This window comes from Kosakonia sp. Marseille-Q7440, from assembly GCF_965119485.1.
Map to the genome: position 1 here is coordinate 1044303 of NZ_CBCPLT010000001.1, position 16595 is coordinate 1060897.

A 16595-nucleotide genomic window follows, 5' to 3' on the forward strand; every position below is an offset into this window, starting at 1 on the left:
GGCCCTTTTGCTCACTCGTCAACGGACAGCGGCGACAAACGACGTTTCAGGTTGTTTGATAAAACGGAAGAAGAAGAATGAATTGCACGGTTCTCGCAGACAATATTCTGCGGATGGTGGGGGGCGAAAGTAACGTCGTAACGGTAATCCATTGCGCAACGCGCTTACGCATCACTGTTATCGATAATCGCAAAGTGAAACTGGCGGAGCTCAGGGCGCTGGATGGCGTACTTACCGTTGTGAGTGAGGGCGATCGGTTACAGGTCGTTATTGGCAATCGCGTGGCGAAAGTGTTCCACGCCCTGAGCGTGCGCTGTGGTTTAATCAGCACTGAAAAAAAGAGCGGGCAGTATGAAGGGGCGGGCTGCGCGCAGCTGGTGAGATGGCTCGATGGTCTGGCCGATATAACGATGCCGCTTCTGGGCATCATGATGGCCGCAGGGATCCTGAAAGGTATTCTCATCATGTGTGTCGATGCCGGATGGCTGAACCCTGGCAAACAAAGCGCCGTAATCCTGTTTGCCATTGCCGAAAGCCCTTTCAACTTTCTGCCCATCTTTCTCGCTATCCTCTGCGCGCGTAAATTTAAGGCCAATCTGTTTATTGCCGTCGCGATGGCGGGCGCTTCTCTCTCGCCGCTGGGCATCGGGCTTTCGGCAGGCGGGCAACAAGAGGCTTTTCCAGGGCTTCCGTTCAGGATAATGAACAGTAGCGGGGCGGTGATCCCGGTCATTGCCAGTGTCTGGTTAATATCGCGCGTTGAGCGGGTCATCGATCACTATGTTGACGCGGCAAAAAGCGCCACAGTGACGCCCTGTTTCCTGATTCTTATTGTCGTGCCCTTAATCTTACTGCTCCTCTTTCCGGTGGGGGTGAGTATAAGCCAGGCAATTAGCGCACTATTTAGTGCGCTTTATAACTTCAGCCCCATTTTTACCTGCGCGCTAATGGCGGCCGCCTGGCCGCTGCTGGTGATGTTCGGTATTCATCAGGCATTTATTGTGCTTTTTATTAATGATATTTCGGTGATGGGGCAGAGTTTTTTGCTGGCGGCGTGCGGCCCGGCAATATTTGCCTGCTCCGCTATGTTGCTGGCGGTCAATCTGCGTACCCGTAACACTAAATTGAAAACATTGACCCGCAGCGCAATTATTCCTTCGCTTTTTGGTCTCAGCGAACCGGCTATTTATGGCGTAACGTTAAAACGTAAGAAAATGTTTATATGCGTGCTGGTGGTCACGGCATTTGGCGGTGCAATGGTTGGCTACGGCAAAAGTTTCGCTATCACCATGGCAATGCCTGGGCTACTGACATTCCCGGTTTTTTATGGCGAAGGCTTTATCACCTTTATTCTTGCGTGCAGCCTCGCATTTGTAGGCAGCCTGGGATTAATCCTGCTGACAGGGGTTGAAGAGAGTTCGCTGCCGGTGAGTCAGGTGGAATCTTCAGGCGAGGAAAATATAGCGGTAAGGCGTCCTCCGCCTCCACCGAAACCGGTTTCTGATATTACAGAGCAAATTATCGCCCCGGTTTCAGGCGAGGTGATCTCACTTGCCCAGGTCAATGATGGCGTCTTTTCTGCAGGCAGCGTTGGGCCGGGTTTTGCGATTATTCCGGATGAAGGACGCGTTTATTCGCCGGTGGATGGTTATATCGCCACCACATATGCCAGCAGGCATGCAATACGCATCTGCTCTAACGCCGGGGCAGAGATCCTGATTCACGTCGGGATTAATACCGTGCAGCTGGGCGGGAACTATTTTTGTGTCGAGGTACAAACGGGAGAGGCGGTAAAACAGGGACAACTGTTAATGACATTCGACCTGCTGGCTATCGCCGCGGAAGGTTATGACACGGTAACGCCTGTCATCATCACCAATAGCGAAGCCTGGCGCACATTAGATGCCAGCGAAAAACCGCGCTCGCGTAGTGGTGAGCGAAGCTCTGCATTATCGGTATAAATTTTTGGCGACAGGGAAAGAGGGAGATCTGCGCAGGCACTATTTACTACAACCCTGATAAAAACAGGTGTAATGCCGTATTTGCAAAGGAAATGAGGACGTTGCAGAGCAGATAAAAAAGAGGGCGATATTATTATCGCCCTGCCTTTTAGATGGAGAAGTCTTCCAGCTTTTTGCCTTCTTCCAGCGCCTTCGCGATGACTTTCGGCGTACGGCCCTGGCCGGTCCAGCTTTTTTCGGTGCCGTCTTCGTCAATATACTTATATTTAGCAGGACGCGGTGCGCGAACGGATTTGGTTTTAGTCGCCTGACCTTTCAAAGAGGATAAAAGTTCGGTTGGGTCGATACCTTCATCCAGCAACTTCTGACGGAATGCCGCCAGTTTAGCTTCTTTCTCTTCCTGCTCTTTACGTAAAGAAGATTCTTCTTCGCGGCGCTCTTCTACAACCACGGACAATTTTTCCAGCATTTCTTCCAGCGTTTCGAGCGTAACTTCACGCGCCTGAACTCGCAGAGTGCGAATGTTATTTAACGATTTAAGTGCTTCTGACATGATGTCACTCCGTGTGCGGGTAAATGAAAATCGATCGGAATTAATTTTTAGTGATAAAGAGATAAAAATCAACTTAGGATTATGTGTTTTATCAAATAGCGTGAGGAAATTGCAACCCTTGATGTTGGGTAGCTATGTTGCCTTAAGAAATTTAGTAAGATCGGACCGTGATAAAGGCAGGGTCATTTAAGGGTTATTTTTAAGTTAAGCCCTGGTTGAAACTTAAGTGGTATTAAGAAAATAGCTTATAGGTTAGAAGGGCAGCGATTTCAGCAACACTGTAGGATTACTTAAACATTGCGCATACGCTTTGTTCAACAACTTCGCAATAAGCGACAGAAAGTTTCACTTATATCCATCCTAACTGAGAATATTCTCAGTTAGCGGCAAAATCTCACTTTCAGATCTTTCTTCGCTGAGAAACGGCTCAGGTTAATGGGCAATAGTCAGCGTTAATACTTCGTACTGTCAGGCTGAAGATATTTGCTCGCTGCCTTTTAATCACCATTGCAATAAAGATCGCTATATGATTGCGCTGATGCTGAAAAAAATTCAGGCGATCTTTTGCCTTGCGCGGGCGGTTAAAAAACGACTCAGCGCAATAATAACCCCCTTAGCGGCAGGATATCGTCCCCTTGTGCGTCGCGATATATGCGGTTTTATCTCAAAAACAAAAATTATTTTCAACTTAGCTTTCATAAAGTTAACCAAACCATTGATTGCCTGAATATCGTTCAGCCTGCCGCTAACGGCACATCCCGCCAAAGACAAGCTATGGTAATTGGCTGACAGTTTCTTCTCTTTACTGCGCGCAAATGCTTGCAGTTGTGCAGTAAACGAAGCCGGAAAAGGATGAGATATGAGCAAATTATTTTCAGAAGTGACTCTTGGGCGTGTGACGCTGGATAACCGTATTGTGATCGCACCGATGTGTCAGTATTCGGCTGACGAAGGTAAGGCGACCGCCTGGCATCGCATTCATCTCGGCAACCTTGCGCTCTCCGGGGCGGGGCTACTGATTATTGAAGCCACCGCCGTTGAGCCGGAAGGGCGCATTTCGCCAGAGGATCTTGGGTTGTGGGACGATGCCACCGAAGAGGCGCTGCGCGTGGTGCTGGAGGATATTCGCCGCTACTCACCGATCAAAATCGGTATTCAGCTCGGTCACGCCGGGCGTAAAGCCTCGACCAGCGCGCCGTGGCTGGGCGGTAACCAGCTATCGCTGGAGGAGGGCGGATGGGAGACACTCTCCGCGTCTGCTAAGGCTTATGACGAAACAGAACGACCACCGCATGCGATGAGCAAAGCGGATCTGGCGCGCGTGAAGCAGCGTTTTGTCGACAGCGCCCTGCGCGCGGTGAAGCTTGGCGTTGAGGTGATTGAGATCCATGCAGCGCACGGCTATTTACTGCATCAGTTCCTCTCGCCGCTCTCTAATGAACGCGACGATGAGTATGGTGGCAGCCTTGAAAATCGCCTGCGTTACACCGTGGAAGTGTTCCGCGCGGTGCGCGAAGCGGTACCGGCTTCCGTGGTGGTGGGGATCCGCCTGTCGGCTACCGACTGGGTGGAAGGCGGCTGGGATATCGAGCAATCCGCAGCGCTCACCGAACAGATCGAAGCGGCCGGCGGCGACTATGTGCACGTCTCCAGCGGCGGTCTTTCGCCGTTACAGCAGATCAGCGTAAAAGCGGGTTATCAGGTGCCGTTTGCTAAAACGCTGCGCGAAAGAACAAAGATGCCGGTTATCGCCGTGGGACTGATCACCGAAGCAGAGCAGGCGGAAGCTCTTCTGCAACAAGGCGAGGCGGATCTGGTGGCGCTGGCGCGCGGCATGCTTTATGACCCGCGCTGGCCGTGGCACGCTGCCGCAAAACTGGGCGGTGCCGTGAATATTGCCCCGCAGTATCAGCGCGCTGAGCCGCACGGTGTTAAAGGGACGGTGAAATAGAAACAAACAGGCGAGTTTGCCGCTGTGGCAAACTCGCCTGTTGTGATTAAAGGGCGTGGCTACACGCCTTTACTGACCAGCTCTGCGGCTTTGAGAAACACCTCTTCCTCAACGCCATCTCCCCGGCCCCGTCCTTGCCGCTCAATTTCACGCACAATATTGTCCCGATTGAGAGGCTCACGCGCCGCAACCAGGCCAATCACCGCTGCACCAATGGCTAATCCAATGAGTCCCGTGAGCTCATCATTGAACTTCATACCCTGTCCTCCCCTCTTGCCCCTCCCAAAAATAGCACAACCTGCTTCATTTGTAGCCAGCCTGACGGTAAGGGGAGAAGGTCGAAGTTTTAACGGCCAGGTGAGGTTTAAAACAGCAGCGCGTGCAGCAGCGTACGCAGCAGAATGCCCACAATCGCGCCCGCGAGCGCGAAGCGGAAGAGGCGTACAAAGCGGCTGGCGATACCGAGAAAAATCCCGATCCCCGGCAGATCGAGGGTTTGTACCAGAAAGCCTGCCGAGGCGTTAATCTGCGCCGCCGTCAGTTGGCCGTGCTGCGCCATTTCTGAGGCAACGCCAAAGTAAGCGGTACCGCCAGCCAGACATTTGGTCAGTGTCAGCAACACGTAGACCGTCGAGATGTGAAAGAAAGACATCAGCGGCGTCAGTAGCGAAGTTAACGCCTCCACCACGCCCGCCGCTTTTAATATCCCGACCACCGTCAGCGACAGCAGCAGCATCGGCAACGAGCCGAGTGATAAGCGGATCGCATCTGCGCCCGCGCCGTTAATCACCGCGATTAACCCGGCGCGCGGCTTCTCCTGCGCCAGCTCACCCTCTTCGTCACGCAGCGTGGCGCTGGAGAGTTTTCGCCCGGCAAGGTAATAGGTAAACGACGAGGCCGCCAGCCCGCCAATCAGCGAAATGCCAATTGCCGCGCCCCAGTGCAGGCCAAAGGGGGTAAGAGGGTAGAAGACGTTTGCCTGGCCCATGGCAAAGACCATGGCCAGCGTCGCGGCGAGATGACGATCGGAGGTTCCGCGTCGCTCCATAATCGCCAGCGCGGCGAGCGGAGCAGCAAAGCTGACAAAGTTAAGCTGAATAAGGGCAAAAATGCCCATCCCGCTGATGCCAAAAGGTTTAAGAGCCGGGGAGGTGAGGCGGACAATCGCGTCCAGCACGCCTTTCTCCTCGAGGTATTTCATAATGATGAGCATCACCACCATGATTGGCAGCAGGGTATAGAGGGCGACATCTACGGATACCCGACCCGCCGACATGATGATTTCGATGATATTCATTAACCGCTCCGGTGAACTTGCGTGCCCGGCATTCTACACCCGTCAAAAGGCGAGCAGGATCACAAATTAACGTGGTTGAGCGGCAAGTGATGCGCTGTATTGAATAACGCAGCCGGGAGAGCTCTTAATATTAAACGCCCGGTGTGGCGTAGCCGCCTGCAATAAACCAGGTCAGAAATACCACGGCGACAATAAATACCAGCACGGGAAACGCGATACCAATTCTCATAAAGCCTCATTCAATTTTGCCAGCAGGGGAGTGGAGGGTGCCGCATCGCCTGCGGCGGCACAACGTTAGCATAAATGGGCAGATAAGGCGGATAAAAATAGGGGGCATCGTCGGCTATTAACGCATCACGCCCGCGCGCGCGGCGTGTTCGCAGGCGGTAAAAAAGGTTCGGCGGCAGTAGAGTTGCAGCACTCTCTCTTCGGGGATCAGGTAGCCTCTGCCCTCAACGCGCAGAATAAAATCCTCGGGCAGATCAAACGCCGCCAGTTTACGCTTCAGATTATTCATCACCTGCCACAGCCGCTGGCTGGAGCAGCTCAGGCCGTTATTTTCCCACACCTGCGTTTGCAGCGTTCTGTCTGCCACCACGCGACCGACGGCGTGCGTCAGCAGAAAGTGGAGCAGGTTTGCCATGGTAGCGCGTAAATAGTCGGCCTGGCCTGGCGAAGCGTGGTTAATCAGGCGTTTTTTAAACGGCAGATATTCCACCTCATGATCGTTGCCGAGGCGGTAGCCATATACCGAGAGTGATTCCATCGTGTTCGTCCAAAGAGATGCGTTCTGCTAATTACATCGGCCTTTTGACGAAGAAACTAAAATCAGCGGCGGGTTGAGGGGATCGCCTGCGTCCATTCAGTCGCGGTTTTGACCAGCTCCGCCACCGTGCCGCGATGAAAACCGAGGCGATGGCCCAGCGCGCTGACCTCTTCCCACTGATGGTTTTCATACAGCTCAATCAGGCGCAAATAGGGATAGAGCGGCCCTTTTTGTGCTTTCAGCGCCATCATCACATTGTCGGAAATATCAATCTGGCCTATCAGATCGGCCATTGGCATTTCAAAAATGCTGTCGAGTTGCGAAAAAAGACCGACGATAAAGGCGTCATCCGCCGAGTGGCGCGTAATGGAGTGGGATGACGCGAGCTCGCAGAACTTAGCGCGGATCAGGCTCTGCTGATAAATCTCGCCAATCTCCTCTTTATTTACCGAGGTCAGGCAGGAAACCAGCACGAAGCGGCGCAGCTCATTGGCGCCGAGGTAAAAAATAATATCTTTTAACGACTGGCTGCGGACGTTTTTAATCCCGCGCGCGTTAAAGACAATATTTTGCGCATAGCGCATCAGCTTGAAGGAGAGGGCAAGATCCTGTTTTAACAGCGCCTCGATGCGGGTGAAATCGGGCTTATCGGCATTCACCTCTTTCATCAGCCTAAAGGTGATCGCCTGATTCTGGATCAGCTTGTTGGCTGCATGGATCACCGGGCGGCTGAAGAAGTGGCCCTGAAATAGCGTGCAGCCGAGGTTTCGGTAGCACTCATACTCCTGCTGCGTCTCCACCTTTTCGGCGAGAAAGAGCGTGTTATGCAGTAAATGTGCTTTGCCATGAATATAACCGCCGATCTCTTCCGGCGTATTATTGCGCACGTCGAATTTAATAATGTGAATAAAGGGCAGGAAGTCGTTCCACGTATCACCGAGCGCGAAATCATCCAGCGCAATGCGAAAACCCTGCGCGGAGAGTTTTTTGATACTTTCCAGCAGCAGCGGCGTCGGCTCAGCGGTTTCGAGGATCTCAACAATTACCCGATCTTTCGGCAGCGTTTCCGCCATTCCCTGCACCAGCAGTTCATAGGGGAAGTTAACGAAAATCGCACTGTACTCTTTTAACCGCCCCAGCGGTGCGCCAAGAAACTGTTCAACAATAATTTGCGCAGTGGCGTACTCCGGTGTGACGTCAGGAAACCGGTTGGTCATACTGTCCCTGAACAGCAACTCGTAGCCGACTGTGTTCATATTTGCATCAAAAATCGCCTGGCGGGCGACAAAAGAGAACATTCGATACTCCACTCACAGATGCCTGCAAATTATAGAAACGTCGGTGGCGCGCAAACCTGAACCGGGCGGCTCCTTGCTAATTTTCCAGCGCCTGAAAGGGAAGCCTGGACGAAAACCGCAAAGACGCAAGTCGGATAGGGGAAAGGCGGTATCTTTTGTAAACTTCCGCAGAATTTAAGTCAAATTCCGCAGTGCAAAATAATATCTGCTGCTGCATTTCCAGGCAACTCAAGCAAAAAATAAGCACACTTGCGGCGATCGTGCTGAGAGATGGGCAGAGTGTCTGTTTAACCGGCCCACAATTTTTACGCCTGTAAAAAGGTTGACGACTGGGTGAAAAATAATCGTGACGCTCATCACGCCAGGATATGAACAGCAGCAAGAAAGTATGATCGAAATCATATATTCACGTACAGGTATTATTTTTCTCTTGTTAGGAATTTTCCGATGGCTTATTGTGGATTCACCCCAGCGAAGAGCTAACACCACCTCAGAGTGAGTGCCGGAGATAAGCGCCGGGCGGGGTATAACAGTTAAGATATTCAACACCCAGGTAATCAGTAATAAAAGGCCCCGCCAGCAATGACGGGGCCTTTTCTTTTTAGCAGGTCAGGCTCTCATCAGAAATGGGTGTTGATGCCCATAAACCAGGTACGGCCCGATTCGTTATAGGTCTCTGCGCCCGCGCCATACATATAGCCGGTAGTGCCGCCGGTGCTCTGGGCATTGCCCGCGCGCCAGTGGCGTTTATCAAACACATTATCGACACCGGCAGTCAGGCTGACGTTTTTGTTCACATCCCATGTGCCGCTGAGTCCGACAATGCTGTAGGGGCTCACTTCGTTCGTCGCAGAGCCGGTCACGCGCTGGCCTTTGTAGTCATACTTCTTCGGCTGCTGCTTGCCGTACCAGGTAAAGGTCGATTGCAGGGAGACATCCTGCGTCACCTGCCAGCTCAGCGTTGAGTTCAGCGTGTATTCCGGAATGATGGAGAGCCGCTCACCGGTGGTTTTGTTCTTGCTTTGCAGCATATAGGTGAAGTTGTTGCTCCAGGCCACCGTTTCAGAAACCGGCACGTTCAGCGTACCTTCCAGCCCTTCAACCACTGCTTTTGGCACATTTTCCCACTGGTAAATATCGGTTTTGGTCGCGCCCGCCGCCGTTTGCGCCATCGGTGAGTAACCCGCTTCAATCTTATTGCGGTAATCGTTACGGAACCAGGTCACACCGGCCAGCCAGTCATCATGTTTGAACTCAAGACCGATCTCTTTATTGATACTGGTCTCCGCTTTCAGATCGTCATTACCCATCATGTAACAACCGACGCCATTACCGCTGGCGTAGCACCCCTGGCCCTTGCTGTAGAGAATGTAGTTCGGGTTGGTCTGGTAGAGGCTGGGCGCTTTATACGCGCGGCCAATGCCCATTTTCAGGGTGAAATCGTCGCCTAATCCCTGCGAGAGGTTCAGTGACGGGCTCCAGTTATCGCCAACAATGGTGTGGTGATCGAAACGCAGCGCCGGGGTTAGCATGGTGCTGTCGGTCAGCTCCATATTATCTTCGGCAAAAATGGAGTAGATATCGGCGCTGGAGTAGGGGCTGCGGTTGGTGCTGCTCAGCCCGCTAATCGCCCCGCCCTGGAAAGCCTGGGTATTGGAGCCGAGATCTTTCATCCGCTGCTGGTTCCACTCGGTGCCCAGCGTCAAGGTCTGGTTAACCAGCAGATTCAGCGGCAGATTCACTTCGTTGTGCAGCATCACATCGGAGAGGTCGATATCGGTGAATTTATTGCTGTTAAACAGCCCTTCCGTCCCCCCGGCCAGCCCTTCGCCGAGGCGCGAGTTACGCGTGTGCTCATACTGGATCCAGTTGCTGGTGGTAATGCCGTTATCCCAGCCGCCATTCCAGGTGACGGAGTAGTTCTGGCGATAGAGACGGTTGGTCTCTTTGCCATAATTCTCGCGCACGTAGTTATTGCTGCTGCTGTCATTATTGGTGTTTTGCGTATCGCCCGCGTAGAGGTTGCCCTGGCGGCTGTAGCCCGCCTGGAACTCCAGCGACTGCATCGGCGCGAAATCCCAGCGCACCACACCATTAATATCTTTATTGATTGAGCCTTCGCGCCCGGCGGCGAGAGTATTAGCGTAAATCCCGGTGCGTTCAGACTGGTGATCGCGGTTGATATCCCACGCATCGGCCTGGGTTTTCGCCAGGTTGCCATAGAGACGGAAGCTGACATCATCCCCCAGCGGGCCGCTGAGGCTAAAGTCGGTGCGTTTGGTGGCACCTTCCGCTTTATGCTCCGGCGCGTTGAAGTAGGCGTTCCATGAACCATGCCACTCCTGGGCACTATCTTTTTTGGTGATGATATTCACCACGCCGCCCGCCGCGCCGTTACCGTAGCGCACGGCCGCCGGGCCGCGGATCACTTCGATGCGCTCAATCATCTCTGCCGGTACCCAGCTGGTGTCACCGCGGCTGTCGCGCTCGCCGCGCCAGCCTAAGCGCACCGAGTTACGGCTGGTGACCGGTTTGCCATCCACCAGGATTAAGGTGTTTTCCGGGCCCATACCGCGAATGTCGATCTGGCGGTTGTTGCCGCGCTGGCCGCTGGTGGCGTTGCCGGTTAAGTTTACGCCCGGCATCTTGCGGATAATTTCCGACACATCGCGCGCAGGCGGATTTTTGCGGATCTGATCGGCGGTGATGGTCGACACGCCGGGTGCCTGGAGGTTCTGCTGTGCCGCCGTGACGACGATAGTGTCCGCGCTGCTGGCGTCGCTGCTTTTCTCCTCCGCCGCCATCACGGGCATTGCCGCGCCGTAGATCCCGAGGTTGACCAGCAAGGTCAGGGATTTCATCTTCTTATTCATTATGTTACCTGCGTTCCTTTGCCGTATCCCCGTAACTCTCCATTCCCAGGGGAGAGGAGACGGCAGTGATGAAGCCCGCGCGCGGCGATTCTCTCAGCCCTGAGAAAAAAGGCCTGCGACAGGCAGAGTTAGGTGAAAGACGCGCTTCCCACAGCGCGCCAATACGCTATTGCAAATAAGAATAGTTATCAATAATATTATCTATAAATTTGATCGATAAATATAAGTCCGCAGCGATTTGGGGTTAAACCGTGACGTCAACGACGGGAAGCGATGCCTGGTGGGCGTCAAAACAGGGGCCGGAGTGGGTTAAAACCGCCGACGGGCGCTATGAAGTGACCTTCTGGTGGCGCGATCCGGCCGGTACAGAGCAGACTTCGCGCCTGCGTCGGGTCTGGATCTACATCACCGGCGTGACCGATCACCATCAACAGGCGCAGCCGCAATCACTGGCACGCATCGCCGGAAGCGATGTCTGGTGCTGGAAAACCACCCTCGAAGCGGGCTGGCGCGGCAGCTACTGCCTGATCCCCTCTGAACAGGATAACGACTTTGCCGACGCCGTATTCGCCAGCGTGCCGCCGGATCGCGCGGCGCTGCGCGAAGGGTGGCGCAAACTGCTGCCGCGCGCGGTTGCCGACCCGCTGAATGCGCAAAGCTGGCGCGGCGGGCGCGGTCATCCGGTCTCGGCGCTGGAGATGCCCGACGCACCGGCTCAGCCTGGCTGGCAGGCAACCAATACCCCTTTCACCCCCCCTCATCTGCTGCACTGGCAGAGCCAGCGGCTGCAAAACCGCCGCCGCGTCTGGGTCTATGTCACCGGCGAGGCGCAGGATGCTGAACGGCCGCTGGCGATCCTCCTCGACGGTCAGTTCTGGGCCGAAAGCATGCCGGTGTGGCCTGCGCTGGCGGCGCTGACCAATGCCCGCCAGTTGCCGCCTGCGGTCTATGTGCTGATCGATGCGATAGATAACGCTCAGCGCGGCCGGGAGCTGCCCTGTAATGCCGATTTCTGGCTGGCGGTGCAGGAGGAGCTCCTGCCGCAGGTACGCGAAATTGCCCCCTTCAGCGATCGCGCCGATCGCACGGTGGTGGCGGGGCAGAGCTTCGGCGGTCTCTCCGCGCTCTATGCCGCGCTGCACTGGCCGACGCGCTTTGGCTGCGTGCTGAGCCAGTCCGGCTCTTACTGGTGGCCCCATCGGGGCGGCGAAGGGGAGGGGCTGCTTATCGAACAACTCAAACAGGGCGAAATACGCCCGCAGGGGCTGCGCATCGTGCTTGAAGCCGGTGTACGCGAGCCGCTGATTTTTCGTACCAACCAGGCTCTTTTTTCCCTCTTACAACACATACAGCAGCCGGTTTTCTGGCGTCAGGTTGACGGCGGACATGATGCGCTTTGCTGGCGCGGTGGGCTGACGGCGGGGTTAATCACCCTCTGGCAGCCGCTGGAACGCTAGTGCGCTTTTCCACGACAGGAGTTTGCTATGGAGTTCACTAACCCCTTCGATCATCCGCAAGGGCGGTTTTATATTCTGCAAAACAGCGCGCAGCAGTGCAGCTTGTGGCCCGCGCAGTGCGCGCTGCCCGCAGGCTGGCGCGTGATCTGCGAGCCGCAGTCGCAGGCGGACTGTAACAACTGGCTGGCCGCACACTGGCAGAGCTTAACCCCGGCGCACTATGCGCACCCCCACGCGCAATAAGGAGCGGAAGATGAGCGAACGTTTACCGCTGGTCGCCGCACAGCCGGGGATCTGGATGGCAGAAAAACTCTCCTCGCTGCCCAATGCCTGGAGCGTGGCGCACTATGTTGAGCTTGAGGGCGATATCGACGCCGTGGAGCTTAGCGAGGCGATTATCACCGGCCTGACGCAGGCTGACACGCTGCGCATGCGTTTTACTGAAGATAACGGCGAAGTGTGGCAGTGGGTCGATGAGGCGATGACCTTTGCCGCCCCCGAGATTGCCGACCTGCGCCAACATGACGATGCACACAGCGCTGCGCTGGCGTTAATGCAGGCCGATCTGGCGCAAAACCTGCGCGTGGAGAGCGGCAAAACGCTGGTGCACCACCAGTTGATGCGCGTCGGCGAGCGGCGCTGGTACTGGTATCAGCGTTATCACCATTTGCTGGTTGATGGCTTCAGTTTCCCCGCTATTACCCGTCAGATTGCCGCCATTTATACCGCCTGGCGACGCGGCGAGCCGACGCCCGCCTCGCCATTTACCCCTTTTGCCGAGGTCGTTGAAGAGTATCAACGCTATCAGGGCAGCGATGCCTTTACGCGCGATGCTGTTTTCTGGGCAGAGCAGCGGTGCGCACTTCCGCCGCCGGCGTCGCTCTCCAGCGAACCGCTACCGGGGCGCACGGCAACCACCGATATTCTGCGCCTCAATATGGCGATGGAGCGCGCGGCCTTTCGCCGTCTGAGCCAGGCGATGGCAAACACTGCGCCTGCCGATCTGGCGCTGGCGTTAGTCGCGCTCTGGCTGGGGCGGCTGTGCGGACGCACCGATTATGCCGCCGGGTTTATCTTTATGCGCCGCATGGGATCGGCCGCGCTCACCGCCACCGGCCCGGTGCTCAATGTCCTGCCGATGGGTATTCATCTTGATGGCACGCAAACTCTGCCGGAGCTGGCAAACGCGCTTGCCCGAACGCTTAAAACCATGCGCCGCCACCAGCGCTATGACGCGGAGCAGATCGTGCGCGACGCCGGGCGCGCGGCGGGGAGTGAGCCGCTGTTCGGCCCGGTGCTGAACGTCAAATTGTTTGATTACCAGCTCGATCTCGACGGCATCCCGGGCATTACCCATACCTTAGCCACCGGGCCAGTCAACGACCTGGAGATCGCGCTCTTCCCGGATGAAGCGGGCGGGCTGTCGCTGGAAGTGCTGGCGAACCGCAGCCGCTATGATGAGGCGACGCTCAATACTCACGTTGCGCGCCTTGCCCAGCTGTTGCAGCAGTTTGCCGACGACCCGGCGCTGCGCTGTGGCGATGCGGAACTATTAACTTCGAACGAAGCGGAGCAACTCTCGCAGATTAACGCTACCGCCGTGTCGCTGCCCACCACAACTCTGAGCGAGCTGGTGGCACAGCAGGCGGTGAAAACGCCCGATGCCCCGGCGCTATCCGATGCCCGCTGGCGCTTCAGCTACCGGGAGATGCGCGAGCAAGTGGTGGCGCTGGCGAACCAGCTACGCGCGCTGGGTGTGCAGCCTGGCGACAGCGTGGCGATCGCGCTGCCGCGCTCGGTTTTCCTGACGCTCGCGCTGCATGGCATTGTTGAAGCGGGCGCCGCCTGGCTGCCGCTCGATACCGGCTACCCCGACGATCGCCTGCGCATGATGCTGGAGGATGCCCGCCCGCGTCTGTTGATCACCACCGACGATCAGTATGCGCGCTTCGCCGATATTCCGGGGCTGGCGCACTTCTGCTACGACGCGCCGCTGGAGAGCAACGGCGCTGAGCCGCTTAACCTGGCCCGCCCGGAGCAGACGGCTTATATCATCTTCACCTCCGGCTCCACCGGGCGACCAAAAGGGGTGATGGTTGGGCATACCGCCATCGTCAACCGCCTGCTGTGGATGCAGGCAGCTTATCCGCTTAGCACTAACGATGTGGTGGCGCAAAAAACGCCGTGCAGTTTTGATGTGTCGGTGTGGGAGTTCTGGTGGCCGTTTATCGCCGGAGCCAGCCTGGTGATGGCCGAGCCGGAGGCGCACCGCGATCCGCAGGCGTTACAAGCCTTCTTTGCTGACGCGGGTGTGACGACGACCCACTTTGTACCGTCGATGCTGGCGGCCTTTGTTGCCTCGCTAACGCCGGAAAGCGCGCAGCAGAGCTGCCGCACGCTGAAGCAGGTTTTCTGTAGCGGCGAAGCGCTGCCCGCCGACCTCTGCCGCGAGTGGGAAGCCTTAACCGGCGTGGCGCTGCATAACCTCTATGGCCCGACGGAGGCGGCAGTGGATGTCAGCTTCTATCCGGCGTATGGCGAGACGCTGGCGCAGGTGCGCGGCAACAGCGTGCCGATTGGTTACCCGGTGTGGAACACGGGGCTGCGCATTCTGGATGCGATGATGCGCCCGGTGCCGTTCGGCGTGGCGGGCGATCTCTATCTCACCGGCATTCAGCTGGCGCAGGGCTACCTTGGCCGCCCGGATTTGACCGCCAGTCGCTTTATTGCCGACCCCTTTGCGCCGGGCGAGCGTATGTATCGCACCGGGGATGTTGCCCGCTGGCTTGAGAATGGCGCGGTAGAGTATCTGGGGCGCAGCGACGATCAGCTAAAAATTCGCGGCCAGCGCATTGAGCTTGGCGAGATTGACCGGGCAATGCTGGCACTGCCGGATATCGCTCAGGCGGTGGCCCATGCCTGCGTCTTTAACCAGGCGGCGGCGAGCGGCGGCGACGCCCGCCAGCTGGTTGGCTACCTGGTCTCTTCATCTGGTCAGCAACTGGATACGGCTGCACTGCTGGAGCAGCTGCGTGCGCAGCTACCGGCGCATATGGTGCCGGTGCTGTTAATGCAGGTGAGCGCGCTGCCGCTCAGCGCGAACGGTAAGCTCGATCGCAAAGCGCTGCCGCTGCCCGCGTTGCAGGCAGAGCAGGGCGGTCGCCCGCTCAATGCCGGGATGGAAACGCAGGTGGCACAGGCTTTTGCTGCACTGCTGGGCTGTGAAGTGAATGATGCGCAGGCGGATTTCTTCGCCCTTGGCGGCCACTCGCTGCTGGCGATGCGCCTTGCCGCACAGCTTAGCCGCGAGTTTGACCGCCAGGTAACGCCGGGGCAGATTATGGTCGCGCCGACGGTGGAGAAACTTGCGGCGTTGCTGGAACAGCCGCTCTCAAACGAGCAGGCCGGGCGGCTCGGGCTGGAAGCGGTGTTGCCGCTGCGCGAAAGCGGGGGGCCGACGCTCTTCTGCTTCCATCCGGCCTCCGGTTTCGCCTGGCAGTTCAGCGTGCTGGCGCGCTATCTCGCGCCGCGCTGGTCGATTACCGGTATTCAGTCTCCGCGCCCGGATGGCCCGCTACAGCAGGCGGCAACGCTGGATGAGGCCTGCGATCAACAGTTAGCGACGCTGCTGGCGCAGCAGCCGCACGGGCCTTACTACCTGTTCGGTTACTCCCTTGGCGGGACGCTGGCGCACGGCATTGCGGCGCGGCTGCGACAGCGCGGCGAAGAGGTGGCGTTCCTCGGACTGCTCGATACCTGGCCGCCGGAGACGCAAAACTGGGCGGAAAAAGAAGCCAACGGGCTCGATCCTGCCGTACTGGCGGAGATTGAGCGCGAGCGCCAGGCGTTTCTCGCCGCGCAGCAGGGGCAGGCTTCCAGCGAGCTCTTCTCGCAGATTGAGGGCAATTACGCCGATGCGGTGCGGCTGTTGACCACTGCGCACAGCGTGCCGTTTGATGGTAAAGCCACGCTGTTTGTTGCCGAGCGCACCCTGCCGCCGGGCACCGACCCGCAACGCGCATGGGCACCCTGGGTGCGTGAGCTGGCGGTGTACCGGCAGGATTGCGCCCATGTCGATATCATCTCCCCGCAGGCGTTCGGGCAGATCGGGCCGGTTTTGAGGGAGTTATTGGAGAAGTAAAAAAACGTTGTAGGCCGGATAAGCGTTTACGCGCCATCCGGCGATGGGATTACCTCGGTGGAATGGTTCCGTTCACCAGGCGTGCGGAGGAATATTTTTATCACCGGTGCGGTGAACGGGACAAGGGAAGCGGCCGCGCTCCCCTTGTCAATCCCCGCGGCCCCGCGAGGAAATCGGTGCTGCGCACTGCGCTCACCTCCCGCGTGCCTGACTGCGGCCGGCTCGACTCGACTTGCTCGCCCCTACGGGGGCTCGCTCCCTGTCTCGGTTCGCCTCTGTCCGCCATCCATGGCGTCCA

General features: G+C 57.0%; 13 protein-coding genes. 6 read left to right on the forward strand and 7 right to left on the reverse strand.

Translation table 11 applies throughout. The features are described from left to right. Positions 1–77 precede the first annotated feature (77 nt). A complete protein-coding gene (locus ACWPW2_RS04680; RefSeq protein ID WP_454121762.1) occupies positions 78–1961 on the forward strand; it encodes a glucose PTS transporter subunit IIA in 1884 nt (627 codons plus the stop codon). Positions 1962–2109: 148 nt separating this feature from the next. On the opposite strand, the gene ACWPW2_RS04685 is transcribed toward ACWPW2_RS04680, so the two are convergent. Continuing rightward, a complete protein-coding gene (locus ACWPW2_RS04685; RefSeq protein ID WP_023479043.1) occupies positions 2110–2514 on the reverse strand; it encodes an H-NS family histone-like protein in 405 nt (134 codons plus the stop codon). 526 nt (positions 2515–3040) lie between these two features. On the opposite strand from ACWPW2_RS04685, the gene ACWPW2_RS04690 reads away from it, so the two are divergent. After that, on the forward strand, positions 3041–3241 hold the full coding sequence (locus tag ACWPW2_RS04690; RefSeq protein ID WP_454121763.1) for a hypothetical protein: 201 nt from the start codon (positions 3041–3043) through the stop codon (positions 3239–3241). Between the two features lie 132 nt (positions 3242–3373). Continuing rightward, the gene (locus ACWPW2_RS04695) at positions 3374–4465 is read left to right on the forward strand and encodes an NADH:flavin oxidoreductase/NADH oxidase (RefSeq protein WP_312121540.1); all 1092 of its coding nucleotides are present in this window, start codon (positions 3374–3376) and stop codon (positions 4463–4465) included. A gap of 59 nt (positions 4466–4524) precedes the next feature. Here the strand turns inward: ACWPW2_RS04695 and ACWPW2_RS04700 are convergent, their stop codons facing one another. The 6 genes from ACWPW2_RS04700 to ACWPW2_RS04725 all read right to left on the reverse strand — a co-directional run bounded on the left by ACWPW2_RS04700 (position 4525) and on the right by ACWPW2_RS04725 (position 10699). After that, positions 4525–4722, reverse strand: coding sequence for a hypothetical protein (locus ACWPW2_RS04700; RefSeq protein WP_023479060.1), 198 nt, complete (start codon positions 4720–4722; stop codon positions 4525–4527). A gap of 107 nt (positions 4723–4829) precedes the next feature. Continuing rightward, positions 4830–5762, reverse strand: a complete 933-nt coding sequence (locus ACWPW2_RS04705) for a nucleoside recognition domain-containing protein (protein ID WP_023479089.1) — start codon at positions 5760–5762, stop codon at positions 4830–4832. Positions 5763–5892: 130 nt separating this feature from the next. Beyond that, on the reverse strand, positions 5893–5991 hold the full coding sequence (locus ACWPW2_RS04710) for a YoaK family small membrane protein (protein ID WP_023479085.1): 99 nt from the start codon (positions 5989–5991) through the stop codon (positions 5893–5895). 117 nt (positions 5992–6108) lie between these two features. Beyond that, positions 6109–6528 carry a winged helix-turn-helix domain-containing protein gene (locus tag ACWPW2_RS04715; protein ID WP_454121764.1) on the reverse strand — a complete coding sequence of 140 codons (420 nt, stop codon included), beginning with the start codon at positions 6526–6528 and terminating at the stop codon, positions 6109–6111. A 62-nt stretch (positions 6529–6590) separates the two neighbouring features. Further along, on the reverse strand, positions 6591–7826 hold the full coding sequence (locus ACWPW2_RS04720) for an EAL and HDOD domain-containing protein (protein WP_454121765.1): 1236 nt from the start codon (positions 7824–7826) through the stop codon (positions 6591–6593). A 620-nt stretch (positions 7827–8446) separates the two neighbouring features. Then, the gene (locus ACWPW2_RS04725) at positions 8447–10699 is read right to left on the reverse strand and encodes a TonB-dependent siderophore receptor (RefSeq protein ID WP_454121766.1); all 2253 of its coding nucleotides are present in this window, start codon (positions 10697–10699) and stop codon (positions 8447–8449) included. 251 nt (positions 10700–10950) lie between these two features. On the opposite strand from ACWPW2_RS04725, the gene fes reads away from it, so the two are divergent. Genes fes through entF form a run of 3 tightly spaced genes read left to right on the forward strand, consistent with a single transcriptional unit; the run spans position 10951 to position 16297 of the window. Beyond that, on the forward strand, positions 10951–12156 hold the full coding sequence (gene fes / locus ACWPW2_RS04730) for an enterochelin esterase (RefSeq protein ID WP_454121767.1): 1206 nt from the start codon (positions 10951–10953) through the stop codon (positions 12154–12156). A 27-nt stretch (positions 12157–12183) separates the two neighbouring features. Next, on the forward strand, positions 12184–12399 hold the full coding sequence (locus ACWPW2_RS04735; RefSeq protein ID WP_023479066.1) for an MbtH family protein: 216 nt from the start codon (positions 12184–12186) through the stop codon (positions 12397–12399). Positions 12400–12409: 10 nt separating this feature from the next. Next, positions 12410–16297, forward strand: a complete 3888-nt coding sequence (gene entF / locus ACWPW2_RS04740; RefSeq protein ID WP_454121768.1) for an enterobactin non-ribosomal peptide synthetase EntF — start codon at positions 12410–12412, stop codon at positions 16295–16297. Positions 16298–16595: the final 298 nt, after the last annotated feature.

Excerpts from the sequence above, each read along its gene's own strand:
- ACWPW2_RS04715 (WP_454121764.1), bottom strand. The coding sequence starts at position 6,528 with ATGGAATCACTCTCGGTATATGGCTACCGCCTCGGCAACGATCATGAG.
- ACWPW2_RS04700 (WP_023479060.1), bottom strand. The coding sequence starts at position 4,722 with ATGAAGTTCAATGATGAGCTCACGGGACTCATTGGATTAGCCATTGGT.
- ACWPW2_RS04710 (WP_023479085.1), bottom strand. The coding sequence starts at position 5,991 with ATGAGAATTGGTATCGCGTTTCCCGTGCTGGTATTTATTGTCGCCGTG.
- entF (WP_454121768.1), top strand. The coding sequence starts at position 12,410 with ATGAGCGAACGTTTACCGCTGGTCGCCGCACAGCCGGGGATCTGGATG.
- ACWPW2_RS04725 (WP_454121766.1), bottom strand. The coding sequence starts at position 10,699 with ATGAATAAGAAGATGAAATCCCTGACCTTGCTGGTCAACCTCGGGATC.
- ACWPW2_RS04680 (WP_454121762.1), top strand. The coding sequence starts at position 78 with ATGAATTGCACGGTTCTCGCAGACAATATTCTGCGGATGGTGGGGGGC.
- ACWPW2_RS04685 (WP_023479043.1), bottom strand. The coding sequence starts at position 2,514 with ATGTCAGAAGCACTTAAATCGTTAAATAACATTCGCACTCTGCGAGTT.
- ACWPW2_RS04695 (WP_312121540.1), top strand. The coding sequence starts at position 3,374 with ATGAGCAAATTATTTTCAGAAGTGACTCTTGGGCGTGTGACGCTGGAT.
- ACWPW2_RS04705 (WP_023479089.1), bottom strand. The coding sequence starts at position 5,762 with ATGAATATCATCGAAATCATCATGTCGGCGGGTCGGGTATCCGTAGAT.
- ACWPW2_RS04690 (WP_454121763.1), top strand. The coding sequence starts at position 3,041 with ATGATTGCGCTGATGCTGAAAAAAATTCAGGCGATCTTTTGCCTTGCG.
- ACWPW2_RS04735 (WP_023479066.1), top strand. The coding sequence starts at position 12,184 with ATGGAGTTCACTAACCCCTTCGATCATCCGCAAGGGCGGTTTTATATT.
- ACWPW2_RS04720 (WP_454121765.1), bottom strand. The coding sequence starts at position 7,826 with ATGTTCTCTTTTGTCGCCCGCCAGGCGATTTTTGATGCAAATATGAAC.